General features: G+C 71.5%; 20 protein-coding genes. 10 read left to right on the top strand and 10 right to left on the bottom strand.

Going from position 1 to position 23,384, the window contains the following annotated elements; translation table 11 throughout:
• Positions 1-114: 114 nt before the first annotated feature.
• Positions 115-1,326, top strand: a complete 1,212-nt coding sequence (locus J8403_RS41645) for a globin domain-containing protein (RefSeq protein WP_211127732.1) — start codon at positions 115-117, stop codon at positions 1,324-1,326.
• Between the two features lie 160 nt (positions 1,327-1,486).
• Entirely contained in the window at positions 1,487-2,305 is an 819-nt protein-coding gene (locus tag J8403_RS41640) for a class I SAM-dependent methyltransferase (protein WP_211127731.1), read from the top strand.
• Positions 2,306-2,424: 119 nt separating this feature from the next.
• Here J8403_RS41640 and J8403_RS41635 read toward each other — a convergent pair whose 3' ends face one another.
• Complete coding sequence (locus J8403_RS41635; protein WP_211127730.1) at positions 2,425-3,435, bottom strand: methyltransferase; 1,011 nt, start codon at positions 3,433-3,435, stop codon at positions 2,425-2,427.
• 272 nt (positions 3,436-3,707) lie between these two features.
• On the opposite strand from J8403_RS41635, the gene J8403_RS41630 reads away from it, so the two are divergent.
• Both J8403_RS41630 and J8403_RS41625 read left to right on the top strand, forming a co-directional pair.
• Complete coding sequence (locus tag J8403_RS41630) at positions 3,708-4,451, top strand: MerR family transcriptional regulator (protein WP_211127729.1); 744 nt, start codon at positions 3,708-3,710, stop codon at positions 4,449-4,451.
• Positions 4,448-5,107 (top strand): hypothetical protein, encoded by a 660-nt coding sequence (locus J8403_RS41625; RefSeq protein ID WP_211127728.1) that lies wholly within the window; start codon positions 4,448-4,450, stop codon positions 5,105-5,107. The genes J8403_RS41630 and J8403_RS41625 overlap by 4 nt, the downstream gene beginning before the upstream one ends.
• A gap of 6 nt (positions 5,108-5,113) precedes the next feature.
• On the opposite strand, the gene J8403_RS41620 is transcribed toward J8403_RS41625, so the two are convergent.
• Positions 5,114-5,989 (bottom strand): LLM class flavin-dependent oxidoreductase, encoded by an 876-nt coding sequence (locus J8403_RS41620; protein ID WP_211127727.1) that lies wholly within the window; start codon positions 5,987-5,989, stop codon positions 5,114-5,116.
• 361 nt (positions 5,990-6,350) lie between these two features.
• Here J8403_RS41620 and J8403_RS41615 point away from each other — a divergent pair, with 361 nt between their 5' ends.
• On the top strand, positions 6,351-6,638 hold the full coding sequence (locus J8403_RS41615) for a YiaA/YiaB family inner membrane protein (RefSeq protein WP_093469780.1): 288 nt from the start codon (positions 6,351-6,353) through the stop codon (positions 6,636-6,638).
• Positions 6,639-6,730: 92 nt separating this feature from the next.
• Here the strand turns inward: J8403_RS41615 and J8403_RS41610 are convergent, their stop codons facing one another.
• On the bottom strand, positions 6,731-7,744 hold the full coding sequence (locus tag J8403_RS41610) for a LacI family DNA-binding transcriptional regulator (protein WP_211128692.1): 1,014 nt from the start codon (positions 7,742-7,744) through the stop codon (positions 6,731-6,733).
• Positions 7,745-8,179: 435 nt separating this feature from the next.
• Between J8403_RS41610 and J8403_RS41605 the strand changes: the two genes are divergently transcribed.
• Positions 8,180-9,046: a sugar phosphate isomerase/epimerase family protein gene (locus tag J8403_RS41605; protein WP_211127726.1), complete on the top strand. Its 867-nt coding sequence runs from the start codon at positions 8,180-8,182 to the stop codon at positions 9,044-9,046.
• Positions 9,047-9,224: 178 nt separating this feature from the next.
• Complete coding sequence (locus J8403_RS41600) at positions 9,225-9,749, top strand: hypothetical protein (RefSeq protein ID WP_246586246.1); 525 nt, start codon at positions 9,225-9,227, stop codon at positions 9,747-9,749.
• 64 nt (positions 9,750-9,813) lie between these two features.
• On the opposite strand, the gene J8403_RS41595 is transcribed toward J8403_RS41600, so the two are convergent.
• From J8403_RS41595 to J8403_RS41570, 6 genes are all read right to left on the bottom strand, one after another.
• Positions 9,814-10,866: an acyl-CoA dehydrogenase family protein gene (locus tag J8403_RS41595; RefSeq protein WP_211127725.1), complete on the bottom strand. Its 1,053-nt coding sequence runs from the start codon at positions 10,864-10,866 to the stop codon at positions 9,814-9,816.
• Positions 10,867-11,073: 207 nt separating this feature from the next.
• Positions 11,074-12,087 carry an iron-containing redox enzyme family protein gene (locus tag J8403_RS41590; protein ID WP_425519874.1) on the bottom strand — a complete coding sequence of 338 codons (1,014 nt, stop codon included), beginning with the start codon at positions 12,085-12,087 and terminating at the stop codon, positions 11,074-11,076.
• Between the two features lie 89 nt (positions 12,088-12,176).
• On the bottom strand, positions 12,177-13,655 hold the full coding sequence (locus J8403_RS41585; RefSeq protein ID WP_211127724.1) for an aminotransferase class I/II-fold pyridoxal phosphate-dependent enzyme: 1,479 nt from the start codon (positions 13,653-13,655) through the stop codon (positions 12,177-12,179).
• A 170-nt stretch (positions 13,656-13,825) separates the two neighbouring features.
• Positions 13,826-14,341, bottom strand: coding sequence for a DUF6328 family protein (locus tag J8403_RS41580; RefSeq protein ID WP_211127723.1), 516 nt, complete (start codon positions 14,339-14,341; stop codon positions 13,826-13,828).
• Between the two features lie 165 nt (positions 14,342-14,506).
• Positions 14,507-14,737: a DUF6480 family protein gene (locus J8403_RS41575; RefSeq protein ID WP_211127722.1), complete on the bottom strand. Its 231-nt coding sequence runs from the start codon at positions 14,735-14,737 to the stop codon at positions 14,507-14,509.
• Between the two features lie 152 nt (positions 14,738-14,889).
• Positions 14,890-17,439 (bottom strand): ATP-dependent Clp protease ATP-binding subunit, encoded by a 2,550-nt coding sequence (locus J8403_RS41570; protein ID WP_211127721.1) that lies wholly within the window; start codon positions 17,437-17,439, stop codon positions 14,890-14,892.
• A 232-nt stretch (positions 17,440-17,671) separates the two neighbouring features.
• Between J8403_RS41570 and J8403_RS41565 the strand changes: the two genes are divergently transcribed.
• Positions 17,672-19,438 carry a UDP-N-acetyl glucosamine 2-epimerase gene (locus J8403_RS41565; protein WP_211127720.1) on the top strand — a complete coding sequence of 589 codons (1,767 nt, stop codon included), beginning with the start codon at positions 17,672-17,674 and terminating at the stop codon, positions 19,436-19,438.
• On the opposite strand, the gene J8403_RS41560 is transcribed toward J8403_RS41565, so the two are convergent.
• Positions 19,365-21,488, bottom strand: a complete 2,124-nt coding sequence (locus tag J8403_RS41560; protein WP_211127719.1) for a P-loop NTPase family protein — start codon at positions 21,486-21,488, stop codon at positions 19,365-19,367. The two genes, J8403_RS41565 and J8403_RS41560, sit on opposite strands and share 74 nt — an antisense overlap.
• A gap of 339 nt (positions 21,489-21,827) precedes the next feature.
• Between J8403_RS41560 and J8403_RS41555 the strand changes: the two genes are divergently transcribed.
• Both J8403_RS41555 and J8403_RS41550 read left to right on the top strand, forming a co-directional pair.
• Positions 21,828-22,397: a 2Fe-2S iron-sulfur cluster-binding protein gene (locus tag J8403_RS41555; RefSeq protein ID WP_211127718.1), complete on the top strand. Its 570-nt coding sequence runs from the start codon at positions 21,828-21,830 to the stop codon at positions 22,395-22,397.
• Positions 22,394-23,377 carry an FAD binding domain-containing protein gene (locus J8403_RS41550; protein ID WP_211127717.1) on the top strand — a complete coding sequence of 328 codons (984 nt, stop codon included), beginning with the start codon at positions 22,394-22,396 and terminating at the stop codon, positions 23,375-23,377. The genes J8403_RS41555 and J8403_RS41550 overlap by 4 nt, the downstream gene beginning before the upstream one ends.
• Positions 23,378-23,384: the final 7 nt, after the last annotated feature.

Below are 23,384 nucleotides of genomic sequence, written 5' to 3'. Positions count from 1 at the left end.
CCGGGGGTGCGCACCCCGGGTCCCGTCCCACTGAGCCGTGACGCCACGGAGGTCGCCATGCCCGCTTCGCCCACGCCGCTGAATACGAATCTGAGATACCAGTTAGGCCCGCTCATGCTCTCCCAGAAGTCCGCCGAGACCGTCCGCGCCACGCTTCCCGCCGTCGGTGAGGCCATCGGCACCATCGCCGATCTGTTCTACCGGAAGCTCTTCGCGGCCCACCCCGAACTGCTGCGGAATCTGTTCAACCGGGCCCACCAGGCCGCGGGCACGCAACGGCAGGCTCTCGCGGGCGCCATCGCCGCGTTCGCCACCGCCCTGGTGGAGCGGCCTGATGCCCGCCCCGACGCCCTGCTGAGCCGGATCGCCCATAAGCACGCCTCACTCGGGGTGAGCGCCGCGCAGTATCCGGTGGTGCACCGCCATCTGTCCGCCGCCATCGCGGAGGTGCTCGGTGACGCGGCCACCGAGGAGGTGATCGCCGCCTGGGACGAGGTCTACTGGCTGATGGCCAACTCCCTCATCGAGACCGAGCGGCGGCTCTACGCGGAGCAGGGGGTGCTGGCCGGCGGGACCTGGCGGCAGTGGGAGGTGATCGAGCGGACCCGGGAGACGGCGGATGTGGCCACCTTCCGGATACGGCCGGCGGACGGCCGCCCCGCCCCGGCGTTCCGAGCGGGCCAGTACGTCTCGGTGCAGGTGGAACTGGCCGACGGGGCGCGGCAGATCCGCCAGTACAGCCTGACCAACGCCCCCGACGCCACGGTGCGCACCTTCTCCGTCAAGCGCGTGGACGCCGGCGAGGACCCGGCCGGTGAGGTCTCCGGCCATCTGCACGACCATGTGCACGAGGGCGACGCGCTCACCGTCTCCGCGCCCTACGGCGACATCGTGCTCGACGCCACGGACGCGCCACTGCTGCTCGCCTCCGCGGGAATCGGCTGCACCCCGATCGTGGCCATGCTGGAGGAGCTGGCGGCCAGAGGCCACCAGGCCCCGGTCGTCGCCGTCCACGCCGACCGCTCCCCCGCCGACCACGCCCTGCGCGTCGACCAGGAGCGGCTGGTCAGCAAGCTGGCACAGGGCACCGCCCACGTCTGGTACGAGCGGCCCGAGGGCGACTGGCCGGCCGAGCGCACCGGCCATGTCGACCTGTCCGGGATCGGGATCCCGGACGGCCTCCAGGCCTATCTGTGCGGGCCGCTGCCCTTCATGCGGTCGGTGCGGACCCAGTTGCTGGAGCGCGGTGTGCGCCCCTCCGCGATCCACTACGAGGTCTTCGGGCCCGATCTGTGGCTGCCGCGGGGCGACGGCGAGGGTCGCTGACGCCCGGCCCCCCGTGATGTTGGCCGAATGAACTCGAATGGCCCAGGGGCCGGTCGCTTTCGCCCGGGGGAACGTGGGACCGTACGGACACGGGTTCTGTCCGTTCCGTACGCAACCATGCGGAATGTTCCGTCCGGTACCCCCACATCGACGAGGAACCATGGATCGCGAAAAGATCACTCTCAGCGGCGCTCAGGAGACCTTGCTCGCCACGCTGTACGGCAGGGCGGTCGACAGCCGTTCACCGGACTCCATCCTGCACGACCACGCGGCCCGCGAGGCGGTGGAGCGTGTGGCCTACGACTTCAGCAAAACGGGGATGACGGACACGACGGCGGTCGGCATCGCCCTGAGGGCGAAACAGCTCGACGACTGGGCCATGGAGTTCCTGGCCGAGCATCAGAAGGCGACCGTGCTCCATCTCGCCTGCGGTCTCGACACCCGGGTGCAGCGCCTCGACCCGCCCTCGTCGGTGCGCTGGCTCGACATCGACTACCCCGAGGTGATCGATCTGCGCCGGAGGCTGCTCCCCGAGCCGTCGGGCAACTACGAAATGGTCGGCGCCTCGGTGACCGATGAGGCGTGGCTGCGCGAAGTCCCCGACGACCGGCCCACCGTGGTCGTCGCCGAGGGGCTGACGATGTATCTGCGCAAGGAGGACGGCAAGCGGCTGATCCAGCGGATCACCGAGCGGTTCCCCAGCGGCCAGCTGCTCTTCGACGTCTACGGACCACTGGGCATCCGGCTCCAGAAGATGGTCCCCGCGGTGCGCAACGCGGGCGCCACACTCCACTGGGGTCTGGACGACCCCCATGAGGTCGAGACCTGGCACCCGGGGCTGACCTGCCTGGACGCGGTGCGCAGCGTGGACATGCCGGGGGTGGAGAAGATGCCCACCTCGGGCCGGATGAGCATGCGGGTGATGGCCCATCTGCCCGGCTTCCGGGATGTGGGCCGGATCCTGCGGTACCGCTTCTAGCGGCCCCGCGGGAGCCCTTGCCCGGCGCCGCGTGGTTCCGGCGCCGGGCGGGGCGAATACGTGATGGCTATGGGCCGGGCGGATGCGTGATGGCTACCGGCCGGGCGGGCGTGTGACCGTTATTTGATGCCCACCAGCATGGAGTAGCCGTCCGTCAGCGGTTCGATCCGGCTGCCGCGGAATCCCGCCTCCGTCATCCAGGCGCGGCCGTCGGCGGCCGTGTACTCGAAGCCGGACCGAGTCTCGATGAGCATATTCAGGCTGGCCAGCAGGCCGAAGGCGTTCTCCTTGCGGTCGTCGTCGATGATGGCGTCGTAGACGAGGACCGCTCCCCCGTCGGGCAGCGCGTCGTACGCCTTCTTCAGCAGCAGCCGCTTCTCCTCCAGCCCCCACCCGTGCAGGATCTGGCCCAGCACGATGACATCGGCGCCGGGCAGGTCGTCGGTGAAGAAGTCGCCCGCGTGGAAGGCGAGCCGGTTCTCCAGCCCGAAGGACGCCACGTACCGCTCGAAGACGGGCCGCACCCGGGGCAGCTCGAAAACACCGCCGCTCATATGCGGGTGACGCTGGGCCACCGCCACCGGAAGGCAGCCCACCGCTCCCCCGACGTCCAGCACCGTGCGGTAGTCGGCCCAGGGGAACCGCTCGGCTATCACCAGCGCCTTGCCCATGCTGAGCCCGGTCATTCCGTGCAGGAATCCCTCGAGGCCCTCCTGGTCACGGTAGATGGCGTCGAATACATCGCCGCCGTGCTTGTGCTCGTTCTGCGGTTCGCCGGTTCTCAGCGCCTCGGTGAGCGACCCCCAGAAGGGATACAGCCGGCTGTTGGCCATCTCCAGGAGGCCGCCGATGTAGGTGGCCTTCTTTCGGTCGAGAAAGGCGTCGGCGGACGGGCTGTTGCGGTACACGCCGCCGGATCTCTCCAGGAATCCGAGGGCGACCAGCGCGTCGAGGAAGTCGGCGGCGCCGCGCGGATGCAGCCCGAGCGCCTCGGCCAGGTCACCGCCCGTGCGGGGGCCCTCCGCGAGCCGGGAGAACAGATCCAGTTCCACCGCGGTGAGCAGTGCCTTCGACGCCATGAAGCCGAGCCCGACCTGAAGTATGGACTCGGGGCAGATTTCGTCCCGCATAGGGCTCCCTCACTGTTTCCCCGAATGCGCGCTCTCACCGCACCTGACCGTATTTCGGCCTCCTTACGCTACCGTGCCGTTGCCCCCTACACGGGTCGTCCCCGGACGGCCGGACGAGAGCCGCGCCCCCGCCCCGCCCCACCGCGCGAGCGCGCCCATGGGACGCCACCCCGCACCGGGGGATCGTGTTCGTCGAGGGCCCGCCGGGCGGAGCCCGAGCCGGTCACGGCCGCGCTTGACCTTGTCGTAGCGGCAGGGTTTCTACTGGCACCATGCGCATCGGAGAGATCGCCGCGCTGGTCGGAGTCACCTCCCGGACCGTGCGGCATTACCACCACATCGGCCTGCTGCCCGAGCCCCAGCGGCGGGCCAATGGTTACCGTGTCTACAGCCTCAGGGACGCCATCCTGCTGGCCAGGATCCGGCGGCTGACCGAGCTCGGGCTCGCGCTGGACGAGGTGCGGGACGTCCTCGCGGACGACGCCGGGCGCGAACTCACCGAAGTGCTCGGCGAGTTGGACGCCGACCTCGCGCGCCAGGAACACGAGATCCAGCAGCGCCGCAAGGTCCTCAAGGCCCTTCTGGAGGAGCCGATCACGCCGGACGCGCCACTGTCCCCAGCGCTCATGGAGCTCCTGAAGGTCGCGCCCGCCACTACCTCGCCGGCCGCCGCCAAGGACCGCGAGCACCTGATCCTGATGGACGGGATCGTCGGCGGGGACGCGGTGTACGCGGCGCTGCGGCCGCTGGCCGAGGACCCCGCCATACTCCCCCTGTACGAGCGGCTGGACGAGCTGGACGGGGCCGACGAGGACGATCCGCGGATCGCGGCACTGGCCGACGACCTCGTCGCCGCCGTACCGGACGAGCTCCTGGGGGCCATCCCGGACGGCGGCCCCACGGCGACCGGCTTCGAGCAGGCGCTTCTCGCCGACTACTCACCCGCCCAGGCCGCGGTGGTGCGCCGGGTCATGGAGAAGCTGACCGCGCAATTGCGCGACAGGAGGGCGTCATGAGTTCGCCGATCGCACGGGCGGCGGCGTGGGTGAGGGGTGCGCTGCGCAGCCTGCTCCCGGTGGTCGTGTACCGGCTCCTCGCACACGAGGTCCGGTCCCTGCACAGCCTCGCCCTGTGGGTGCTGCGCCGCCGCCACCGGATCCCCGAGGGGGCGCTGGCCGTCGCCTACACCGGACCCCAGACGGCCATGATGTACGGGATGGTCTTCGTCTCGGTCGTCGAGACGGTGGCGCTGGCGATGGTGATCCCCTGGCCGGCCGTGCACGCGGTCCTGCTCGTCATCGATGTGTACGGGGTGGTGCTGATCCTCGCCCTGCACGCGGCCTGCGTGGTCCGGCCGCATGTCGTGGGGCCCGATGGCTCGCTGCGCGTACGGTACGGCGCACTGTTCGACCTGCGGGTCCCGGCCGCCGCCATCGCCGCCGCCCGGGTCGACCGGCGCTACCCCGACGGGCGGCTGGTGCGGGTGAGCGCCGACGGGGTGCTCGACCTCGCGGTGGGCAGCCAGACCACGGTGACGGTGGAGCTGACGGAACCGGTGAAGTTCGTACGACCGCTGGGCGCGGAGGGCCTCGCCCGGACGCTCCGGTTTCACGCGGACGACCCACGGGAGGCGGTCGCCGCGCTCACCCGGGTTCGGACCGATGCCGGTTGAGAGCCGCTAGGCCGACGCACCGATGAGCTCGTCGGTGACCCACCGTGCGACATCGGCGGGGTAGGGCGCCGCCAGGCCGAGGATGATGTGCCGGAAGCCCGCGTCGATCGCCTCCGCGATCGCGGCCCGGGTGGCCCCGGGCTGGTCGTAGGAGACGGACAGGACGATCGAGCGGGTGATCTCGGCGGGGTCGCGGCCGATCTCGGCGCAGTAGCGGTCCAGCAGTGCGCTGCGGCTGACGGCGTCGCCGATCTCGCCGCCGGGCATGTTCCACACGTCCGCATGCTCGGCCACCACGCGCAGCGTCGCGGACGAGCGTCCGCCGATGACGATCGGAGGGTGGGGGCGCTGGACGGGCTTGGGGTTGCCGAACGCACCGGTGAGCTGGTGATGGGCGCCGTGGAAGTCGAACGGCTTCTCCTCGGTCCATAGCCGTCGGATCACCGTGCAGGCTTCGGCGAGGCTGCCCACGGCGTGCGCCGAGTCGTGGAAGGGCAGGCCGTGTGCCGCGTACTCACGCCGGGCCAGGGGGTGGCCGGGTCGTGAGCCCACGCCGATGCCGAAGTCGAGGCGACCGTCGGAGACGATGTCGACGGTCGTGGCGATCTTGGCCAGCATCGCGGGCGGCCGGAACCGGTTGCTGGTCACCAGCAGGCCGAGCCGGAGTCGGCGGGTGTGGGCGGCGAGGGCCGAGAGCAGCGTCCAGCCTTCGTAGGCCGGCCCGTCCGGGTCGCCGCCGATCGGCATGAGGTGGTCGAACAGCCATGCGTGCTCGATCTCCGGGATCGCGTCCGCCTCGCGCCAGACGCGCAGGATGTCGTGGTAGTCGACCTGCATGGGGGCGGTCATGATCCCGAAACGGGGCGGGGGTGTGTGTGACATGGAGCCGTCGGTCCTTTCGGCACCGGCAGCGGCACCTGGAGCGCGCTGCCGAGGTTCAAGCGGAACAGGTTCTGGCGGCCAACTTCCGGAAGGACGCGGAGGTGTGGTGGCCATGCGTGGCGTGGTCGCCGGGTCCGTGCTCCGACAAGAGGAGCAAACGGAACGTCGCTCCGGAAACGATACGGAACGAGGTTCCGCTTGACAACCCCGGGGCGGAAGGAGCGGCGCGGTGAACGATGGCAACACGAGCACGCGGCCCGCGGCCCGACCCCGGCAGGCGGACGACGGCGCCCGATTTCTGAGTACCTTCTGAGTATGTGGACGGATGCGGGGACCACCGCATCCGCCGATTCTTGTCCGCATGAGTGAGACACCGGTCAAGCAGCAGAGCACGGCCGCGTTCTACGGTCAGGCGATCGCCTCCTTCGCCGTCGCCATGGCCGCCACCGCCATCGGCATCTTCCAGTTGAGCGCCGACGCCTGGGTGCGCGGTTTCCTGGCCATCTCCGTGCTCTACCTGGTGACGTCCGCCTTCACCCTGGCCAAGGTGATCCGGGACCGACAGGAGGCGGGGCAGATCGTCAGCCGGGTCGACCAGGCGCGGGTGGACAAGCTGCTCGCCGCACACGACCCCTTCGAAAAGCTCTGAAGACCCCTGGAGCGCCCGCCACTACGCGGCGATGACGGGCCCTTTGACCCAGGGCCGCCGTGGATCACCGCGACCCGCCGTGACTCCAGTACCTACCGGTCTCCCGCGCCGACGCTCTCCGGGGGCGGTCCGCTGGTGCCCCGTACCGTCAGCTTCGGGTCCAGCACCGCCTCCCGCGGCTCCGGCGCCGCGCCCTCCAGCCGCTCCACCGCGAACCGCACCGCGTACTCGGCGATGAGCACCGCGTCCTGACGGACCGTGGTCAGGCCGATCGGCATCAGATGGGAGAGATGGCTGTCGTCGTAGCCCACGACGGACAGATCGCGCGGGACGTCGACGCCCGCCCGGGTCAAGGTCATCAACAGCCCCATCGCGCAACGGTCGTTGCCCGCGAGGACCGCGGTCGGCAGGGGCCGGCCGCCGTCGCGCTCGTCCAGCAGCAGTCGTCCCGTCTCGATGCCCGACTGCTCGGTGTGGTCGCCGGGGATCACCCGCAGTTCCGGCTCCAGGCCATGGCGGCGCATCGCCGCACGGTAGGCGCGGCGGCGCTCGGCCGAACCCGGTCCGCGGGCGCCGTCGATGTGCACGATCCGGCGGTGGCCCAGTTCGACGAGGTGCTCCATGGCCTGCCGTACGCCCTTGCCCTCGGCCGTGTGCACGCTGTCGACGCGGGCGTGGGGCACCCGGCGGCCGACGGAGACGGTGACCGTGCGGTGTCCCAGCGCGTCGATGTCCGCGGGCTGCGCGTCGGGGCCGAGGAGGATCACCGCCTCGCAGCGGTGGCCGAGCAGCGCCTCGACGGCCTTGGTCTCACCCCGCCCCTGAGCGGTCGCGGAGAGCAGGACGTCGTAGCCGAGCCGCTCGGCCTCGGGGTAGATGCCCTCGACGAGGTCGGCGTGGAACGGCTGGTGAACGGTGAACATCACGCCGAGCGTGCGGCTGCGGCCACGGGCCAGGAGGCGGGCCGCGCTGTCGGGCCGGTAGCCGATCTCGTCGGCGACGCGCAGCACCCGGTCGCGGGTGAGGGGGCTCGCACCCGGCTGATCGCGGAAGACGATCGAGACGAGTGCCCGGGATACGCCCGCCCGCTCCGCGACGTCCGCCATGGTGGGCCGCTGCTTGCCCGATCCATCCACCTGTGACCACCCTCCGATGCCGCCCACCTTACGGGCAGTCGTGAAACCCCCGGCAACCAGTTATTGACATGACATTCGGACAGGGGTCATCGTACTCGCCTAGAGCGCTCTAGTAGAGCGCGCTAGTCACCTTTTCCCCGCTCCCCTCGAACCGGCAGGAGGCGGCCATGGACGTCAGGGACGACGCCACACAGGCCCCACACCAGCCACTGCCGCCACGGGCCCCGCCCCGCAAGCGGTCTCCCGGCGGCTGCGGATCATCACGGTCGTCGCCACCTTCGGCGGTCTCCTCTTCGGCTACGCCGCCACCGTCATCACCGACGCTGCCGTCCAGTCCCTGGAGTCGGGCGGCCAGGTCGTCACCGTCGGCATGAAGCCCCGACCCGTCCTCTACGGAGCCACCTCGTGAAGATCGCACTCGACCCCTATATGCTCCGCGCGCTGCCACTCGACGAGATGGTGCGTACGGTCGCCGAACTCGGCTACAGCCACATCGAGTTGTCCCCGCGCGACGACTTCATGCCGTTCTTCCTCCACCCCCGGGCGGACGACGAGCGCGTCGCGACGCTGAAGCGAGCCCTGCGTACGCATGGTGTCCAGCTCTCCTCCGTGCTGCCGCTGTACAAGTGGTCCTCACCCGACGAGTCCGAGCGCCAAGCCGCCGTCCGCTACTGGAAACGGATGATCGAGATCACCGCGGACCTCGAATGCCCGCTGATGAACTCGGAGTTCAACGGCCGCCCAGAGCGCGCCGCCGAGAGCGAGGCCGCCTTCTGGCGCTCGTTGGACGAGCTGCTGCCGCTCTTCGAACGTGAGGGCATCGCCCTCAACCTCGAGGCCCACCCGGACGACTTCTGCGAGGAGAACACCCCCGCCGTCGATCTGGTCCGCGCCATCAACAAGCCCTGGGTGAACTACCTCTACTGCGCTCCGCACACCTTCCACCTCTCCGGTGCCGAGCCGACGGCGGACATCGCGGCGATGATGCGCTACGCGGGCGACAAGCTCCAGCATGTGCACATCGCGGACTCCTTCGACCACAAGGGCTCCTCCGGGCTGCGCTACATCCTCAACCCGCCCGGCACCCCCGCCCGCATCCACCAGCACCTGGACATCGGCCAGGGCGAAGTCGACTGGGACACCTTCTTCGGCACCCTCCGCGAGCTGAACTTCGACGGCGTGGCGACCGCCTGTGTCTTCGCCTGGGAGGAACGGGCCCGGGAGTCCTCCGCCTTCATGCTGAACCGCATCCGCAAGGAGCTCACCGCGTGAAACGGGGAGCCGTACCTGATGCGCCGGGTCCGGCCACCTTCCGCATCGGCAGAGGCACGGGCAGAGGCACCGGTGGAGCGCCAACGTCCCGTTAAGGGTCATCGGGGCGGCGTAAGAGAAGCGTCAGGGTGCGTCAGGCCGCGTTCCACCCGCCCCGCGCCCCGCTTAGCGTGCCCGTATGGAACGGCTGATGGGCGGGCCCGTTCGGACACCCCGTGGCGGCCGTCCGCGTGCGGACGCGCGGTGGGCGGTGTGTCTCGCGCCGGCGTTCGGCGGGGTGACGACGCTGCTCGACTGGGCCTCGGGCGGGCTCACCGTGGGGCGGGCCGATCTGTGGGCCCTGCTCGCGGTGGTGGTGTTCACCCTGCTGCGGCCACCGCGGGCGACGGCGGGCGACGGCTGGCTGACCGTACGGGGCTTCGTCCGCGTCCGCCGGGTACGCACCGATGCCCTGGCCGGGGTGTGGCAGGACGGCCGGATCGCCACCCGCCTGGTCCTGTGGGACGTCTACGGCCACCGGGTGGCGCTCGACCTGCGCGTCCTGGTCGCGGATCCCCTGCTGTGGCATGAGCTGGACACCGGTGCCCGGCGCTCCCTCGAACGCGGTACGTTGCGGCACGGCACGGAGATCCTGCGGCTGCTGGGCCGGCACCTCGACAACACGGCCACGCGGGGAATCCTCGGGGCGTCCGGCCTGGAATAGGCCCGCGGACACGGAAGACCGTACGTGACCGGCCACCGATCACGTCTGGGTCCGCGCCGCCGCGTCATCCACGCAAGGCCCGCAGGTGGGCACTGCGGACATCGGCGGTCTGCCCCTGCACCAGCAGGAACAGCCCCTCCCGGGCCAGCCGCTGCGCGGGGCTGCCGAGACCGAACGCCCGGCCGCCGCCCGCGACGATCGCCGCGGTGGTGGCGGCGCGCAGCACATCGTAGGCCCGGGTCTTCACCGCGAGCCGGTCCGCCAGGCGCTCTCCCGCCGGAACCTCGTCCACCAGCGCGTACGCCTCCCGGCGCACCTCACGCAGCCGCTCGCCCAGCACCTGCGCCGTCTCCTTGGCCTCCGCGTCCCCGGCGGCCTCCAGCAGGTCCAGGGCCGCACCGGCCACGCCGAACACGGCCGGGTTGGGGTTGGTGTTCTTGGGCCGGTCCGCGATCGCCCACTCCTCGTAGGGACGGCTCCGGACCACGGCCTCCTCGGGCACCACCAGGCCGTCCAGCTCCAGGCCGACGGTGCGGGTGCCGGTCAGCGCGGCGAGCTGGAGCTGCGGTGTGGGCCGCAGACCGGTCTGCTCGCGGGCGTCCGCGAAGGCGAACAGCGCCTCGCCGTCGTCGGTGACCCCGGCGAGGAGCATCACATCGTTCAGGCCCCAGCCGGTGTACCACGGCACCCGGCCGTCGAAGCGCCTGCCGCCCGGGACCCGGGTGACCCGCACCGGCTTGCGTGGGTAGGCCCGCAGATGGGAGAAGGCGATACCGGACAGCAGCGTGCCATCGCACAGCGGCCGCAGCAGCCGCTCGCGCGCCGGGGAGTCGGCGGCGGCGAGTATCCTGACCGGGCTGTGGTGCTGGGCCTGCACAAAGTAGGTGGAACAGCAGGCCCCGGCGAGGATTTCGGCGATCTCACGGGCAACCGCGTCCGGCGCCTGCGCCCCGCCGTACGCCACCGGGCCGCCCACCCCGAGCACCCCGGACCTCTTCACCTCGGCGATCGTGGCCGGGGAGACACCCTCGCGGTCGGCGGACTCGGCACCGGGCGCCAACACCTCGTCGGCGAGGCGCCGGGCCGCCTCGATCAGCGTCGGGGCCGGGGCGGTCATGACCGCTCCTTTCGTCGGCTCGTCTGCGTGGGTGATGCGTTGGTTCGTCGGCGTGGGCGATGTCCTGCGGCGCCGAGCAGCTTACGCGTGAGCATGGGAGTGGCGGCCGCCCTGGTCGGCGCGGCCGTGGCGCTGTTCGTGCTGCCTGGTCGCGCTACCGGGGCGACGGTGCCCGAGCCGGAGTCCGCGGAAGCGGGGCAGCCGGGATCACAGCGGGGCGCGGAGTGAGGATCGGGCCTCCCGCCACGCACCCAGAAGCTCCTCGGCCAGGCGGTCTTCCAGGAACACGGTGGCGTCGACGCCGAATGCCACGTCCGCGGCCAGTGTCGGTTCGCGCTTCAGGAGCTCGTCGATCACCCCGTGGCGTACGACCTGCTCGTGGACGGCGTCGGCCTCCACGTGCTCGGTGTAGAAGAACACCGCCGCCTCGCCCGCACCGAGCCGTCGCAGCGCTTGGGCCAGCCGGTCGGAAGCGGGTGAGGAGGTGATCTCGACCGTCGCGAAGTGTCCCACCAGGGCGCCGCGCAGCGCCCTGTGCAGCCCCAGCAGCGACATCATGTTGACCACCGCCAGCATCCGCGCCGATGTGGCGTCCAGATAGTGGTTGTACGTGGGGTCCAGGGCCAGGTCGGTCATCAGATCGGCGAACAACTCCTGGTGCACCCGCTCCCCGCGCCCGGCCCCGAACTCGTCGTACTCCACCGCCGCCATCGCCGCCTTGGCCTGGCCGCGCAGCCGCGGGATGACCCACACATGCGGGTCGGCCTCCTTGAGCTGGTACAGCGACCGATGCGCGATGTACTCACGCAGCTGCCACAGCTCACCCTCGTCCCGGAGGTAGTGCGACACCCCCGTTCCGTCGGCCGGCTCCACCAGCAGCTCGGCCACGGCGGTGTCCGGGTCGTCGTGGGTGGTGGCATCGGAGCGCAGCGCGGCCAGAAAGCGGCGTTCCAGTGCCTGCCGTACCCGGAGCAGATCCGGGTCCCACTCCCACGCGTCGTCCACACCGGAGAAGCCCTGGTAGTGGAGTTCGTAGCACACGTACAGCGCGAGCTGCAGATCATCGCCGTAGGGATCGGCCTCGTGGAGCGATGGGCCGACGGGCAGTGTCGCGCCGCCGGGTTCCCGTACGAGGGCGTCGACGAGCGCGCCGGACACCTCTCCCCGCGCCGTGGGCAGGGGCATCAGCCGGGTCTGCTTCGCCGGACGCGTTTCGCTCACTGTTCCCTCTGCCTCTGTCTCTGTCGGGGTCGGGCTCTGTCTCTATCGGGGTCGGGGAGCCAACTCGAGCCGACCGCGCCGGTCCGTCGTCAGTCGGCTCCGGTCCCTTCGACCAGGACGCGGATGGTGTCCAGGCCGGGGTCGGCCGCGTCGGGGAGGTTCATCCCGGCCCTCACTCCGGTGCGCAGATAGTCCAGGACCGGCTGCCTCAGCACCTCGCCGGGCAGCACGGCCGGTATGCCCGGTGGATAGGGGGTGACCATCTCGGCCGCCACCCGGCCTGCCGCGCGGGCCAGGGGCAGGTCCTCCACGGAGCCGAAGTAGGCGCCCCGCGGCAGGCAGGACTGCTCCATCCGCAACCCGCCCGGTGCGGGTACGGCCACCTCGGGAGCGGGCCGCAGATCGTCCGCGTGGCCGACCAGGTCGCGCAGCGCGGTGAGCAGCGGGCCGGTCGTCGAGGGGTCATCGGCGTGGGTGAGCTGGGTGCTGATCCGCCGGTGGTCGGCCAGATGGGCGTTGAGGTCGTGGTGTTCCCGGAGCCAGTCGGCCGCCCGGTAGCCACTGACCGCGAGCTCGGTGAGATCGATGACGACCGGGAACGGGTCGAAGTCAGCGGCGAGGCCCGGGCCCACGTAGTCCGCGCGCCCGTCCACGTGGAGTCCGTCGACGGCGCCGATCTCCTCGCGTACCGCATGCGCCCGGCGCAGCGCCGCGCCGAGCAGTTCCTCGCCGTTCAGCGCCATCTGCCGACGCCACCCGTCCATTCCCGCGCAGAGGAGCACGGACGGACTCGTGGTGCCGAGCAGATCGGCGCGGGACTTCAGGACGGCCGGGTCGATCAGGTCGCCCCGCAGATGGAACACCGAGCCCTGCTCCAGGCCGCTGCCCATCTTGTGGATGCTGGTCACGCAGACGTCGGCACCCGCGTCCATGGCCCAGCTCGGCAGCTGGACACAGAACGGCAGATGCGCTCCCCACGCCTCGTCGACGATCAGCGGGCGTCCGCGTCGATGGCAGATCTCGGCGATCCCCGCCAGATCGGCGCAGGATCCGTATGGCGTGGGGCTGGTCACCAGGGCGCCCCTGGCCTCCGGATGCGCATCGAACGCCCGCTCGAATGACGCGGCCGACGGGGGATGCGCGATGTGGCGGGCACCGTCCCACTCGGGTTCCACCCAGACCGGCCGGACACCGGACATGATCAGGCCGGAGACCACCGATTTATGTGCGTCCCGGCCCACCAGCAGGGTCTCGTGGGGGCCGGCGACCGCCAGCATCGCCGCCTTGACGGAGAGCGAGCTGCCGCAGGTCGAGAAGAACGTGTGCTCGGCGCGCACCGCGTCCGCCATCAGCTCCTCGGCACGCTCCAGCACGCGGCCCGACCCCAGCCGGTCGTCCAGGCCACCGAAGGCGAGGAGGTCGGCGCGGAACACCTCCTCACCCACGACCTTGACGACCTCCGGGTCGGCGCCCCTGCCCTGTTTGTGCCCGGGCGGGGTGAAGGGGAGGGCCCCGCGCTCGTGGTACCGGGCCAGGGCCTCCAGGACGGGAGCCTCCATGTGATCCATGGGCGACGGGTGCCCCGCCACCTGGACAGGAAACCGTGCGACACCGGGCCGGGCGGCCGGGCGTCGCCCCTACAGCGGGCAGCGCTCCAGCGGACTTCAGGGGCCCGTCAGCGGTCCTTCACGGGCCCGTGTCAGGGGCCCGCCCGTCTCAGCGGCCGTTCGCGCGATCCTCAGCTCTCCCTGCGCGAGCGATGGAAAAGCCAGACCGCGGGGACGAACCAGCAGAGCACAAACCAGATCAAGGCCGCGCCCGCCAGCCAGGCCGCGGTGGCGTCGGCCACGACGACACGCAGGATCAGCAGCAGCGCCGACGCCACCGTGCACAGCAGCAGCACCAGCCCGGCCACGGTGAAGCGGGCGGCCCAGTCCACCGTTTCCGGCTTCAGCCGGCGTCCGGTGACGATCCGGTGCAAGGAAACCGGCGCGATCAACGCGCCGGTGGCCGCCGCACCCAGAAGGACGGTCACCACGTAGATGGACCGGTCCACCTGGCCAAGGCTCTGGAAGTGCGGGGTGAAGGCGACCGTGAGCAGGAAGGCGAACAGAATCTGCACACCCGTCTGCGTCACCCTCACCTCCTGCAGCAGTTCGGCCCACTTGCGGTCGGCCCGCTCCTCCCGGGTCTCCGCACGGCCGGACCGCACTTCACCGCCCGCGTTCCTCGGCGCCTCGTGGTCGTCATGCATCAACGGGCCTCCTTCGCGTCCACCCCCGTGTTCCCAGCCACTCCGGAAGGTGAACATGACATGCGAGGCCACGAGTCGGTGGAGAGGCAGGAGGGCGACACCTGGCACACGGCACTCCGACGGCCCCCGAGTGCCGGACACGCGGGGGCCGGCCTCCCTGGTCGGCTACAGCACGGCGATCGCGAACGCGACGCAGAAGGCCGCGAACAGCGCCACAAAGGCCCAAATGATGATCGTGGGGCCCTTGGACCAGCCCTTCGTGGGGTTGTACGTCTCCTGGGGGCCCGCCTCCGAGAGGCCGTCCTCGGCCGGTGGGGTCTCCCCCGGGGGCACGCCCACGCTGGGCCGTAGTCCGGAGTTGCGCTCGGGGTCCGGGGCGGGGTTCGTCTGATCCATCTCCGATGCGCTCCTTTCCGCCTTCGGGACGCCGCCTGCCCGGGGCCGCCACCGGCACGACCCGTACCACACGGTGGCCCCGGTGGACTCTTTCCACGATACGGCGGAAAGCGCGCCGGGCACGGCGTGGCGGTCGCGGCCCGCCGTGAGCGTCACGGTCGCTTCGCCTTCGAGGCCGTGTCGGTGGTGTGGAACACCAGGTGTCCGTCCGCGACCTCGACCCGGGCCCGGTCGCCGGAGGAGATGTCGCCGTCCAGCAGCAGTCGCGACAGCCGGTTGTCGACCTCGCGCTGAATGGTGCGGCGCAGCGGCCGGGCACCGTAGGCGGGTTCGTGGCCCCGCCGGGCGATCCAGTCGACGGCCTCCGGGGCGAACTCGACGGCGATGTCCTGGGCGTCCAGCCGGTGGCGGGTCTCCTCCAGCAACAGATCGGTGATCCGGTGCAGATGCTCGTCCGTGAGCTGCCGGAAGACCACGATCTCGTCGATGCGATTGAGGAACTCGGGGCGGAAGTGCTCGCGCAGCGGTCGCAGAACGCGCTCGCGCCGGGCCTGCTCGTCCGTCTCGGCCTCGGCGGTCCCGAAGCCGAGGGCGCCGCGCCCGCCGATGGCCTCGGAGCCGAGGTTGCTGGTCATCACGACGACCGTGTTGCGGAAGTCGACCGTGCGGCCGTGGGCATCGGTGAGCCGGCCGTCGTCGAGCACCTGGAGCAGTGTGTTGAAGACGTCCGGATGGGCCTTCTCGATCTCGTCGAGCAGGAGCAGCGCGTAGGGGCGGCGGCGCACCGCCTCGGTGAGCTGCCCGGCCTCCTCATGGCCGACGTAGCCGGGCGGGGCGCCGACCAGCCGGCTGACGGTGTGCCGCTCCTGGTACTCGCTCATGTCCAGCCGGACCATCAGGTCCTCGCTGCCGAACAGTGCCTCCGCCAGCGCCCGCGCGAGCTCGGTCTTGCCGACGCCGGTCGGGCCGAGGAAGAGAAAACTGCCGATGGGACGGCCGGGGTCGGCCAGTCCGGCCCGGGAGCGCAGCACCGCCTCGGCGACGGCGCCGACGGCCTCGTCCTGCCCGATGACCCGCTCGCGCAGGTGTTCCTCCAGCCCGAGCAGGCGGGCCTTCTCCTCCTGGGTGAGGTTGCTCACCGGAATCCCGGTCTGGCGGGAGACGACCTCGGCGATGTCCTCGGCGGTGACCTCCAGGCTCTGCCCGTCGTCGGGCTCGGTGCCGTGGTCGGTCTCGATCCTGCGGCACAACTCGCCGATGCGGTCGCGCAGTTCGGTGGCCCGCTCGTACTCCTCCGCGGCCACCGCCTGGTCCTTGTCCCGGGTCAGCTGCTCGACCTCGCGTTCCAGGGTTCGCGTGTCGGTGCCCTTGGTACGCGAGCGCAGGCGCACCCGGGCGCCGGCCTGGTCCATCAGGTCGATGGCCTTGTCGGGCAGGAACCGTTCGGTGAGGTAGCGGTCGGACAGCTCCACGGCGGCGACCAGCGCCTCGTCGGTGAAGCGGACCTGGTGATGGGCCTCGTAGCGGTCGCACAGGCCGCGCAGGATCTCCACCGCGTCGGCCGCGGAGGGCTCCGGGACCAGGACGGGCTGGAAGCGCCGGGCCAGCGCCGCGTCCTTCTCGATGTGGCGGCGGTACTCCTCCAGTGTGGTGGCGCCGATGACATGGAGTTCGCCACGGGCCAGGGCGGGCTTGAGCATGTTGCTCGCGTCCATCGAACCGCCCTCGGTGCCGCTCGCTCCCGCGCCGACCACGGTGTGCAGCTCGTCGATGAAGACGATGAGCCCCTCGGAGTGGGTACGGACCTCGTCGATGATGCCGCTCAGCCGCTCCTCGAAGTCGCCGCGATAGCGGGTGCCGGCGACGACGGCGGACATGTCCAGGGCGACCACCCGGCGATCCAGCAGGATGTCGGGGACGTCTCCCTCTGCGACGCGCTGGGCGAGCCCTTCGACGATGGCGGTCTTGCCGACACCGGCGTCGCCGATCAGCACGGGGTTGTTCTTGCCCCGGCGGGACAGCACTTCGACGGTCTGCTCGATCTCCTGCTCACGGCCGATGACCGGGTCGATGCGCCCCGCGCGGGCGAGGTCGGTCAGGTCCCGGCTGAACTTGTCGAGGGTCGGCGTGTCCTGCCGCCGGCCGGACTGCTGCCCGGCCCCGCTGACCGGCGGCCGGCCCGGTGCGCTCTGCGGGCCGCCCTCGGCCGCCGTGGGGCCGAAGGGGAGGGAGTTGAGGATGCGGCCGGCCGTGGAGTCGTGGTTGGCGGCCAGCGCCCCGAGCACATGCTCGGGACCGATGTAGGAGTCGCCGTTGGCACGGGCCAGTTCATGCGCGTCCAGCAGGGCGCGCTTGACCGCGGGGGTGATGGCCAGCTGGGTGCGCGGCGGTCCCTCGCCGCTCATCCGGTCGATCTCCGCGGCCAGCGCGTCGGTGTCGGCGCCCGCCCCCGCCAGCAGCGCCCGGGTCGGCTCGGTGGCCAGCGCCGCACGCAGCAGATGCTTGGTGTCCAGGTCGGTGCTGCCGTGTTCGGCGGCGTAGGAGGCCGCGTCGGCGACGAGTTGCCGGGCGGGGTCGCTCATCAGGCGGCCGATGTCGATGTGGCGGAGGCCGGGGCGCGGCCCGCCGCCGAGGAATCGCGCCATGAATTCCTCGAACGGGTCTGGACCGAAGTCCCCCGGACCCATGAAACCGCTGCTCATGGCCTTCCGTTCCGCGGTCCCGGCCAGGCGTGCGGACCGGGCCCGCTGTCTTGACAGGCGTGATCCTTTCCGGGCGCGGGTGCCCGGGAGCCGCCCGGCTTACACCTGCGCTCCCCCGGCCCGTACGGCCACCCACGGACCACGTCGCGGCCGGGCGTCAGCGTGCGCTCGACCACCTGGCTAGGGTGATCCGGCATACCGAGGACGTCGCGTGACCAGCAGGAGGTGGCGAGTGGGGGCAGCCGATCCCCTGGCGATTCGGGTCCCGGTCGGGGAAGGCTCCGATCGCTGGGCCAGCCGGGCCACCCCTCGCCGTGTCCTGCTGGTGGTGCACAATGTCACCTCCGCCGGACGTCTGCTGGACGTGCTGCCGCTGTTCCACGACGACTTTCGGGTGCAGCTGCTGGCCACCTCGACGGAGTCGTCCGCCTTCCAAGGGGGAATCCGCGAGCTGTTCGCCGAGCTGGGCCTGCCCGTGCTGCCCTGGGAACAGGCGCTGGCAACACCGGTGGACCTGGCGGTTTCCGCGAGCTTCGGTGGTCGACTCGACCGCCTGCCCGGCAGGTTAGCCGTACTGTCCCACGGCGTCGGATACACCAAGAAGCTGCTGGTGACGGAAGCCGGAGGCGACGAGCCCACGTTCGGGCTGTCACCGGAGTGGCTGCTCGCGAACGGCGAGCCCTTCGTGGACGGCCTCGTGCTGTCCCATCCGGAGCAGCTGGAGCGGTTGCGGCGGGTATGCCCCGAAGCCGAGGAGGCGGCCGTCCTCGCGGGTGATCCGTGCTTCGACCGCCTGCTGGCCGGCCGCGCCTACCGTGAGCGCTTCCGGCGGGCTCTGGGTGTGCGGCGCGGTCAGCGGCTCGTGGTGCTCAACTCCACGTGGAACCCTGAGGGTTTCTTCGGAAACGGCGGTGGCCATGACGTCCTGCCGAGTCTGCTGCCCCGGCTCGCCGCCGAGTTGCCGGCCGACGACTATCGGCTGGTGGCCGTGTTGCATCCGAACATCTGGTACGGACACGGCCCGGGCCAGATCCGGGTGTGGCTGGACCGGGCCCGCCGCAGCGGTCTCACCTTGATCGACCCCGTGCACGCGTGGCGGCAGGCGCTGCTGGCGGCGGATGTCGTGGTGGGGGATTTCGGGGCGGTGTCCTACTACGCCGCGGCGCTGGGCATCCCCGTACTGCTGGCGTCCGCCGCACAGGACAGGCTGGATCCCGCGGCGCCACTCGCCACGTTCGTCCGGGAGGCGCCGCGGCTCGATCCGCATGGCCCGCCACGGGATCAGCTGGAGGAACTGCTGGCGTGGCACCGCCCGCTCGCCGGTCCGGCGGAGTTCACCAGTTCGGCCCCGGGTGCCTCGGCGGCGCTGCTGCGGCGGCTCTTCTACGGCCTGATGGATCTCCCCGAGCCCGCGGCCCCCGCGCTGCTGGAGCCGCTGCCCCTGCCACCGTACGATCCCCCGCGGCGCACGGCTCCCCTGAACGTCCGTACCCGTGTGCACGGAACCGAGGTCCGGATCGAGCGCACCACGGGGCACCCGTACGACGCGGCCGGCGAAACACACCTCGCCGTGCACGAGGACACCCGCGACCCCGGCGACCTGGCCCTGGCCGACGTGATCGTACGCGAGGGACAGCCGGACGACCCCCGTCTCGGTGGCCCGGAGAAGTGGAGCGCGGAGGTGCTGGACCGGCATCCGCACTGTGCGCTCGCGGTGTACGTGAGCGGGCCGGACCGGTGCACGGTGCGCGGCCGGGACCACGGCGTGTTCCAGCTGAAGGCGGGCCCGGGTGCGGACGCCGACCCGGCCGCGTACGCCTCCTCGCTGCACGCCTGGCTGGCGGGCGGCAAGGCCGTGCCGCCCGGTGGGACGACGCTCCGGGTGCACACGGCCGGCGGCGTGCACCCGGTGGCGGTGGTGCCCGCTAGCGCGGGGTCTGGCAGCGCTGCCGCAGACGGGCGAGATGGTTCAGGTGCGGAGTCGCCTTCTCCGGGTTGAGCAGGCGCTCGGCCTCGGCGATCTTCGTCAGCGCCTCGGCGTCGTCGCCGGCGTCGTGCAGCGTCTCGGCGAGGTCGGTGAGGGCGCGGGCCTGGTTGTACGCCTCTCCCCGTTCCGCGAAGAAGTCGCGGGCGGTCTCCAGACGGACGCGGGATTCCTCCAGCCGGCCCAGACCGCGCAGGGCACGCCCCTGGTGGCGTTCGGCCAGGGCGAGGGCACGTGGCAGATCCTCCGCGCCCTCCTGGCCGGGAGCGATCCGCCGGTAGATGCGCTCCGCCTCGACGAACCGCTCGTACGCCGCGTCGTACCGCCAGTCGTTCAGTTTCAGCAGGCCCAGCATCTCCACGGACGACGCCTCGCCCCGCAGGTGTCCCGCGGCGCGTTCACACGCGGCGGCGGTGCGCACCGCGCGGTCGGCCTCGTTCCACAGCCTCAATTCGCCCAGGCAGTGGCCCAGTTGGAAGTGGAGCGCGCCCGCCATGCGGGAATCCGCGTGATGCCGGTCGGCACACCGGGCCGCGATCCGCAGGGCGGGCAGCACCTCGTCCCAGAAGCCGGCCTTCAGCTGCACCGGCCACAGTGCGCGGGCCATGCGCATCGCCGTGTCGATGTGCTGGTACTCCTCCGCCACGGACACCGCCCGGACCACGTTTCCGGTCTCGGCCAGCAGCGCCGCCATGCCCTCGGCCTCGTCGCGGTACGCAGTGCCCCGCGCCGGTGCCGGCTCGGTCCGCCAACTCTGCGGCAGCGCCGCGTGTGCGGCGTGCAAAGCTCGGTTCAGCAGCCCGTCGAGGGCCCGGGACATCGCCGCGGAGCACTCCGGGATCCCGTGTTCCAGGGCGGCGGTGTCCGCCAGGACGCGCCGCACCTCGGGCCGGAAGCGGTACCGGCCGTCGCCCAGGGCCTCCACCAGCTGTGCGTCGGCCGCTTCGGCGAGCATCTGGGCGGCTTCCTGGTGGCCGACCGCCGCGGTGTCCCCCGCCAGCCGGGCGTCGATCGCGGGCCAGCCGCCCAGAGCGGTCAGCCGGCACAGCCGTGCCGTCTCCGGCCGAAGGCGGCGACAGGCGCTGCGCACCATGCCGTGGACCGGATGGCGCGCCGCGGACCCCACCACGTCCTCCGGCAGGGGCGGCTCCTCGGCGAGCAGGCTCATCGCCGCGGCCTTCAGGGCGAAGGCGTTGCCCGCGCAGTGGCCGAGCAGGGACGGCATCCGGGGCTTGGCCAGCGCCACCTTCTCCGGGCCTGCCACCTTGCGCAGCATCTTCACCGCGTCCCGGTCGCTCAGCGGCGGCACCTCGATGCGCTCGGCCTCCAGCGCGAAGGCCGGACCGGAGGCGACCACCAGCAGGAAGGCCTCCGGCGTGGCCGGGACAAGGGCGCGGACCTGCGCGGCCGAGGACGCGTGATCGATTACCACGAGCGCCCTGCGACCGGCCAGCAACCGGCGATAGAGGTCCACGCGCGCCGACTCCGCGGGCGGAATCCCCTCGGGCTCGACGCCCATCTGCCCCAGCAGGCGCAGCACGACGGCGGACGGCTCCAGTCCGCTCTCCCCGGCGGCATCCCGGAGGTCGACGTAGAACTGCCCGTCGGGGTACTGAGCGATCTGCTCGGCGCCCCAGTGGAGGGCCACGGCGCTGGTTCCGATCCCGGGCGGCCCGTATAACAGCGCGACGCGTGGCCGCCCCGCCGCGGCGCGGGTCGCCTCGCGCTTCAGCCGCCGCAAGACGGCCTGACGGTCGGTGAAATCCCGTGTGGCGGGCGGGAGTCCGGCACCGGGACGCAGCGCCACGTCATCGTCCTGCAAGGTCCGCAGCAGAATGGCCCACTCGCCACCACGCCGCGGATCCCCGCTGAGGCGCGTATGCATCTCCCGCGCCAGCACCTCCCAGCCCTCCGGGGTAGCCGGCAGCGGCGTCTCCCGCCCCAGGGTCCGTCTCACCAGTGCGCCCGTCGAGAGCAGCATCTGCTTGCCCATCTCCCCGGCGGCGCCGTTCCCCACCGCGGTGAGGAACGCGGTGAGCGCACTCACCGTCACGACCTCGAACACACCAGCCCCTCCCCTGGTACCCATCCGGACCTTGGCCGGACTGTATCCCCGCAGCCACCACACGAGACAGCCGACTCTCGCCGACTCAGCTCGACGGCCGCCCACACGACCACGATAAGCGACAGATACACCACACCCTGTCACTTCCCTCGGGATACGGAACCGGTGGCAGATGGGCCGCCGGTGACGGAACCCTCGCGGTGCGACGGTCGCGTTCTTGCGAGACGCTGGAGAAAGGGGAGCGTGCCCGGGTGGTGGCGACGGGCCGCGGGGTCGCGCCCGGCAGTGGCGCCGCACATCCGGGGTGACCTCCGCACCTAGTGAGGAAGGCGGGCCGTGATGAGCGCTTCGGATACGGACGCCATGAGGCGGAGCCAGGGCGATCCGGCCCCCCTCTCGGCGATCACGTTGAACGTCAACGATCAGGTGCGGAGTCTCGAGGTGGATCCGCGGACCTCGCTGCTGGACGCGCTGCGCGAGCAGCTGCGCATGAGCGGGACCAAGAAGGGGTGTGATCACGGGCAGTGCGGTGCGTGCACCGTGCTGATCAACGGCCGGCGCGTCAACTCCTGTCTGACGCTCGCCGTCATGCATGAGGACGATGAGATCGTGACGATCGAGGGCCTGGGCGATCCCGACCACCTGGGCCCCGTACAGCAGGCCTTCGTCGAGCGTGACGGCTTCCAATGCGGCTACTGCACTCCCGGCCAGATCTGTTCGGCCGTCGGCATGCTCGCCGAGGTGGCGGCGGGCTGGCCCAGCCACGCCACCGCCGACGTGTCCGCGCCGCGGATCGCGTTGACCGATGACGAGATCCGCGAGCGGATGAGCGGCAACATCTGCCGGTGCGCCGCCTATCCGAACATCGTCGCGGCCATCCGCGACAGCGCGGAGGGAGGCCGGCGATGAGGTCCTTCACCTACGAGCGGGCGACGGACACACAGGACGCCGTCACCGCGGTGGCGCGCACCGGCGCGAAGTTCATCAGTGGCGGCACCAATCTGCTCGACCTGATGAAGCTCGACATCGAGGATCCCAGCCATCTGGTCGACATCAGCCGGCTTCCGCTGCGGGACATCGAGGAGCTGCCGGACGGCGGGCTGCGCATCGGCGCCCAGACGCGGAATTCCGACGTAGCGGCCGATGCCCGGGTGCGCACGCGCTATCCGATGCTGTCGGAGGCGCTGGTATCGGGCGCCTCGGGCCAGTTGCGCAACAAGGCGTCCACCGGCGGAAACCTGCTGCAGCGCACGCGCTGTCCCTACTTCTACGACACGGCCGCGGGCTGCAACAAGCGGAACCCCGGATCCGGCTGCGCGGCGATCGGCGGGTTCAACCGGATACACGCGATCCTCGGTGCCAGCGACTCCTGCATCGCCACCCATCCCTCGGACATGGCCGTCGCGATGGCCGCGCTCGACGCGGAGATCGAACTGCTCCGGGCCGACGGCTCGGAGCGCCGCGTCGCCATCACGGACTTCTACCGGCTGCCGGGCGACACCCCGCACATCGAGACGGTGCTGGCTCCCGATGAGATGATCACGGCCGTGGCGCTGCCCTCGCCCCCGCCGGGCCGGCAGATCTACCGCAAGGTGCGCGACCGGGCGTCCTACGAGTTCGCGCTGGTCTCGGTGGCGGCCATCGTCTCGGCCGATCAGGGAACGATCGGCGGGGCACGCGTGGCGTTCGGCGGAGTGGCGCACAAGCCGTGGCGGTCCGTCGAGGCGGAGGCCGCGCTGACGGGCCGTCCGGCCACGATGGCCACCTATCGCGACGCGGCCGAGGCCGCGATGCGCGACGCCGTCGGGCGGGGTGACAACGACTTCAAGATCGAGCTGGCCAAGCGCACGCTGTGCCGCACGCTGGCGCAAGCGGCCCGGGCGAGCTGAGGAGGCG

This window comes from Streptomyces yatensis, assembly GCF_018069625.1.
GTDB lineage: Bacteria > Actinomycetota > Actinomycetes > Streptomycetales > Streptomycetaceae > Streptomyces > Streptomyces yatensis.
Note: the sequence above shows the minus strand (reverse complement) of the source record. Positions and strands in the feature narration are given on the sequence as shown.

Coding starts and splice junctions, on each gene's coding strand:
- J8403_RS41645 (WP_211127732.1), top strand. CDS start 115: ATGCTCTCCCAGAAGTCCGCCGAGACCGTCCGCGCCACGCTTCCCGCC.
- J8403_RS41640 (WP_211127731.1), top strand. CDS start 1,487: ATGGATCGCGAAAAGATCACTCTCAGCGGCGCTCAGGAGACCTTGCTC.
- J8403_RS41635 (WP_211127730.1), bottom strand. CDS start 3,435: ATGCGGGACGAAATCTGCCCCGAGTCCATACTTCAGGTCGGGCTCGGC.
- J8403_RS41630 (WP_211127729.1), top strand. CDS start 3,708: ATGCGCATCGGAGAGATCGCCGCGCTGGTCGGAGTCACCTCCCGGACC.
- J8403_RS41625 (WP_211127728.1), top strand. CDS start 4,448: ATGAGTTCGCCGATCGCACGGGCGGCGGCGTGGGTGAGGGGTGCGCTG.
- J8403_RS41620 (WP_211127727.1), bottom strand. CDS start 5,989: ATGTCACACACACCCCCGCCCCGTTTCGGGATCATGACCGCCCCCATG.
- J8403_RS41615 (WP_093469780.1), top strand. CDS start 6,351: ATGAGTGAGACACCGGTCAAGCAGCAGAGCACGGCCGCGTTCTACGGT.
- J8403_RS41610 (WP_211128692.1), bottom strand. CDS start 7,744: ATGGCGGACGTCGCGGAGCGGGCGGGCGTATCCCGGGCACTCGTCTCG.
- J8403_RS41600 (WP_246586246.1), top strand. CDS start 9,225: ATGGAACGGCTGATGGGCGGGCCCGTTCGGACACCCCGTGGCGGCCGT.
- J8403_RS41595 (WP_211127725.1), bottom strand. CDS start 10,866: ATGACCGCCCCGGCCCCGACGCTGATCGAGGCGGCCCGGCGCCTCGCC.
- J8403_RS41585 (WP_211127724.1), bottom strand. CDS start 13,655: ATGGATCACATGGAGGCTCCCGTCCTGGAGGCCCTGGCCCGGTACCAC.
- J8403_RS41580 (WP_211127723.1), bottom strand. CDS start 14,341: ATGCATGACGACCACGAGGCGCCGAGGAACGCGGGCGGTGAAGTGCGG.
- J8403_RS41575 (WP_211127722.1), bottom strand. CDS start 14,737: ATGGATCAGACGAACCCCGCCCCGGACCCCGAGCGCAACTCCGGACTA.
- J8403_RS41570 (WP_211127721.1), bottom strand. CDS start 17,439: ATGAGCAGCGGTTTCATGGGTCCGGGGGACTTCGGTCCAGACCCGTTC.
- J8403_RS41555 (WP_211127718.1), top strand. CDS start 21,828: ATGAGCGCTTCGGATACGGACGCCATGAGGCGGAGCCAGGGCGATCCG.
- J8403_RS41550 (WP_211127717.1), top strand. CDS start 22,394: ATGAGGTCCTTCACCTACGAGCGGGCGACGGACACACAGGACGCCGTC.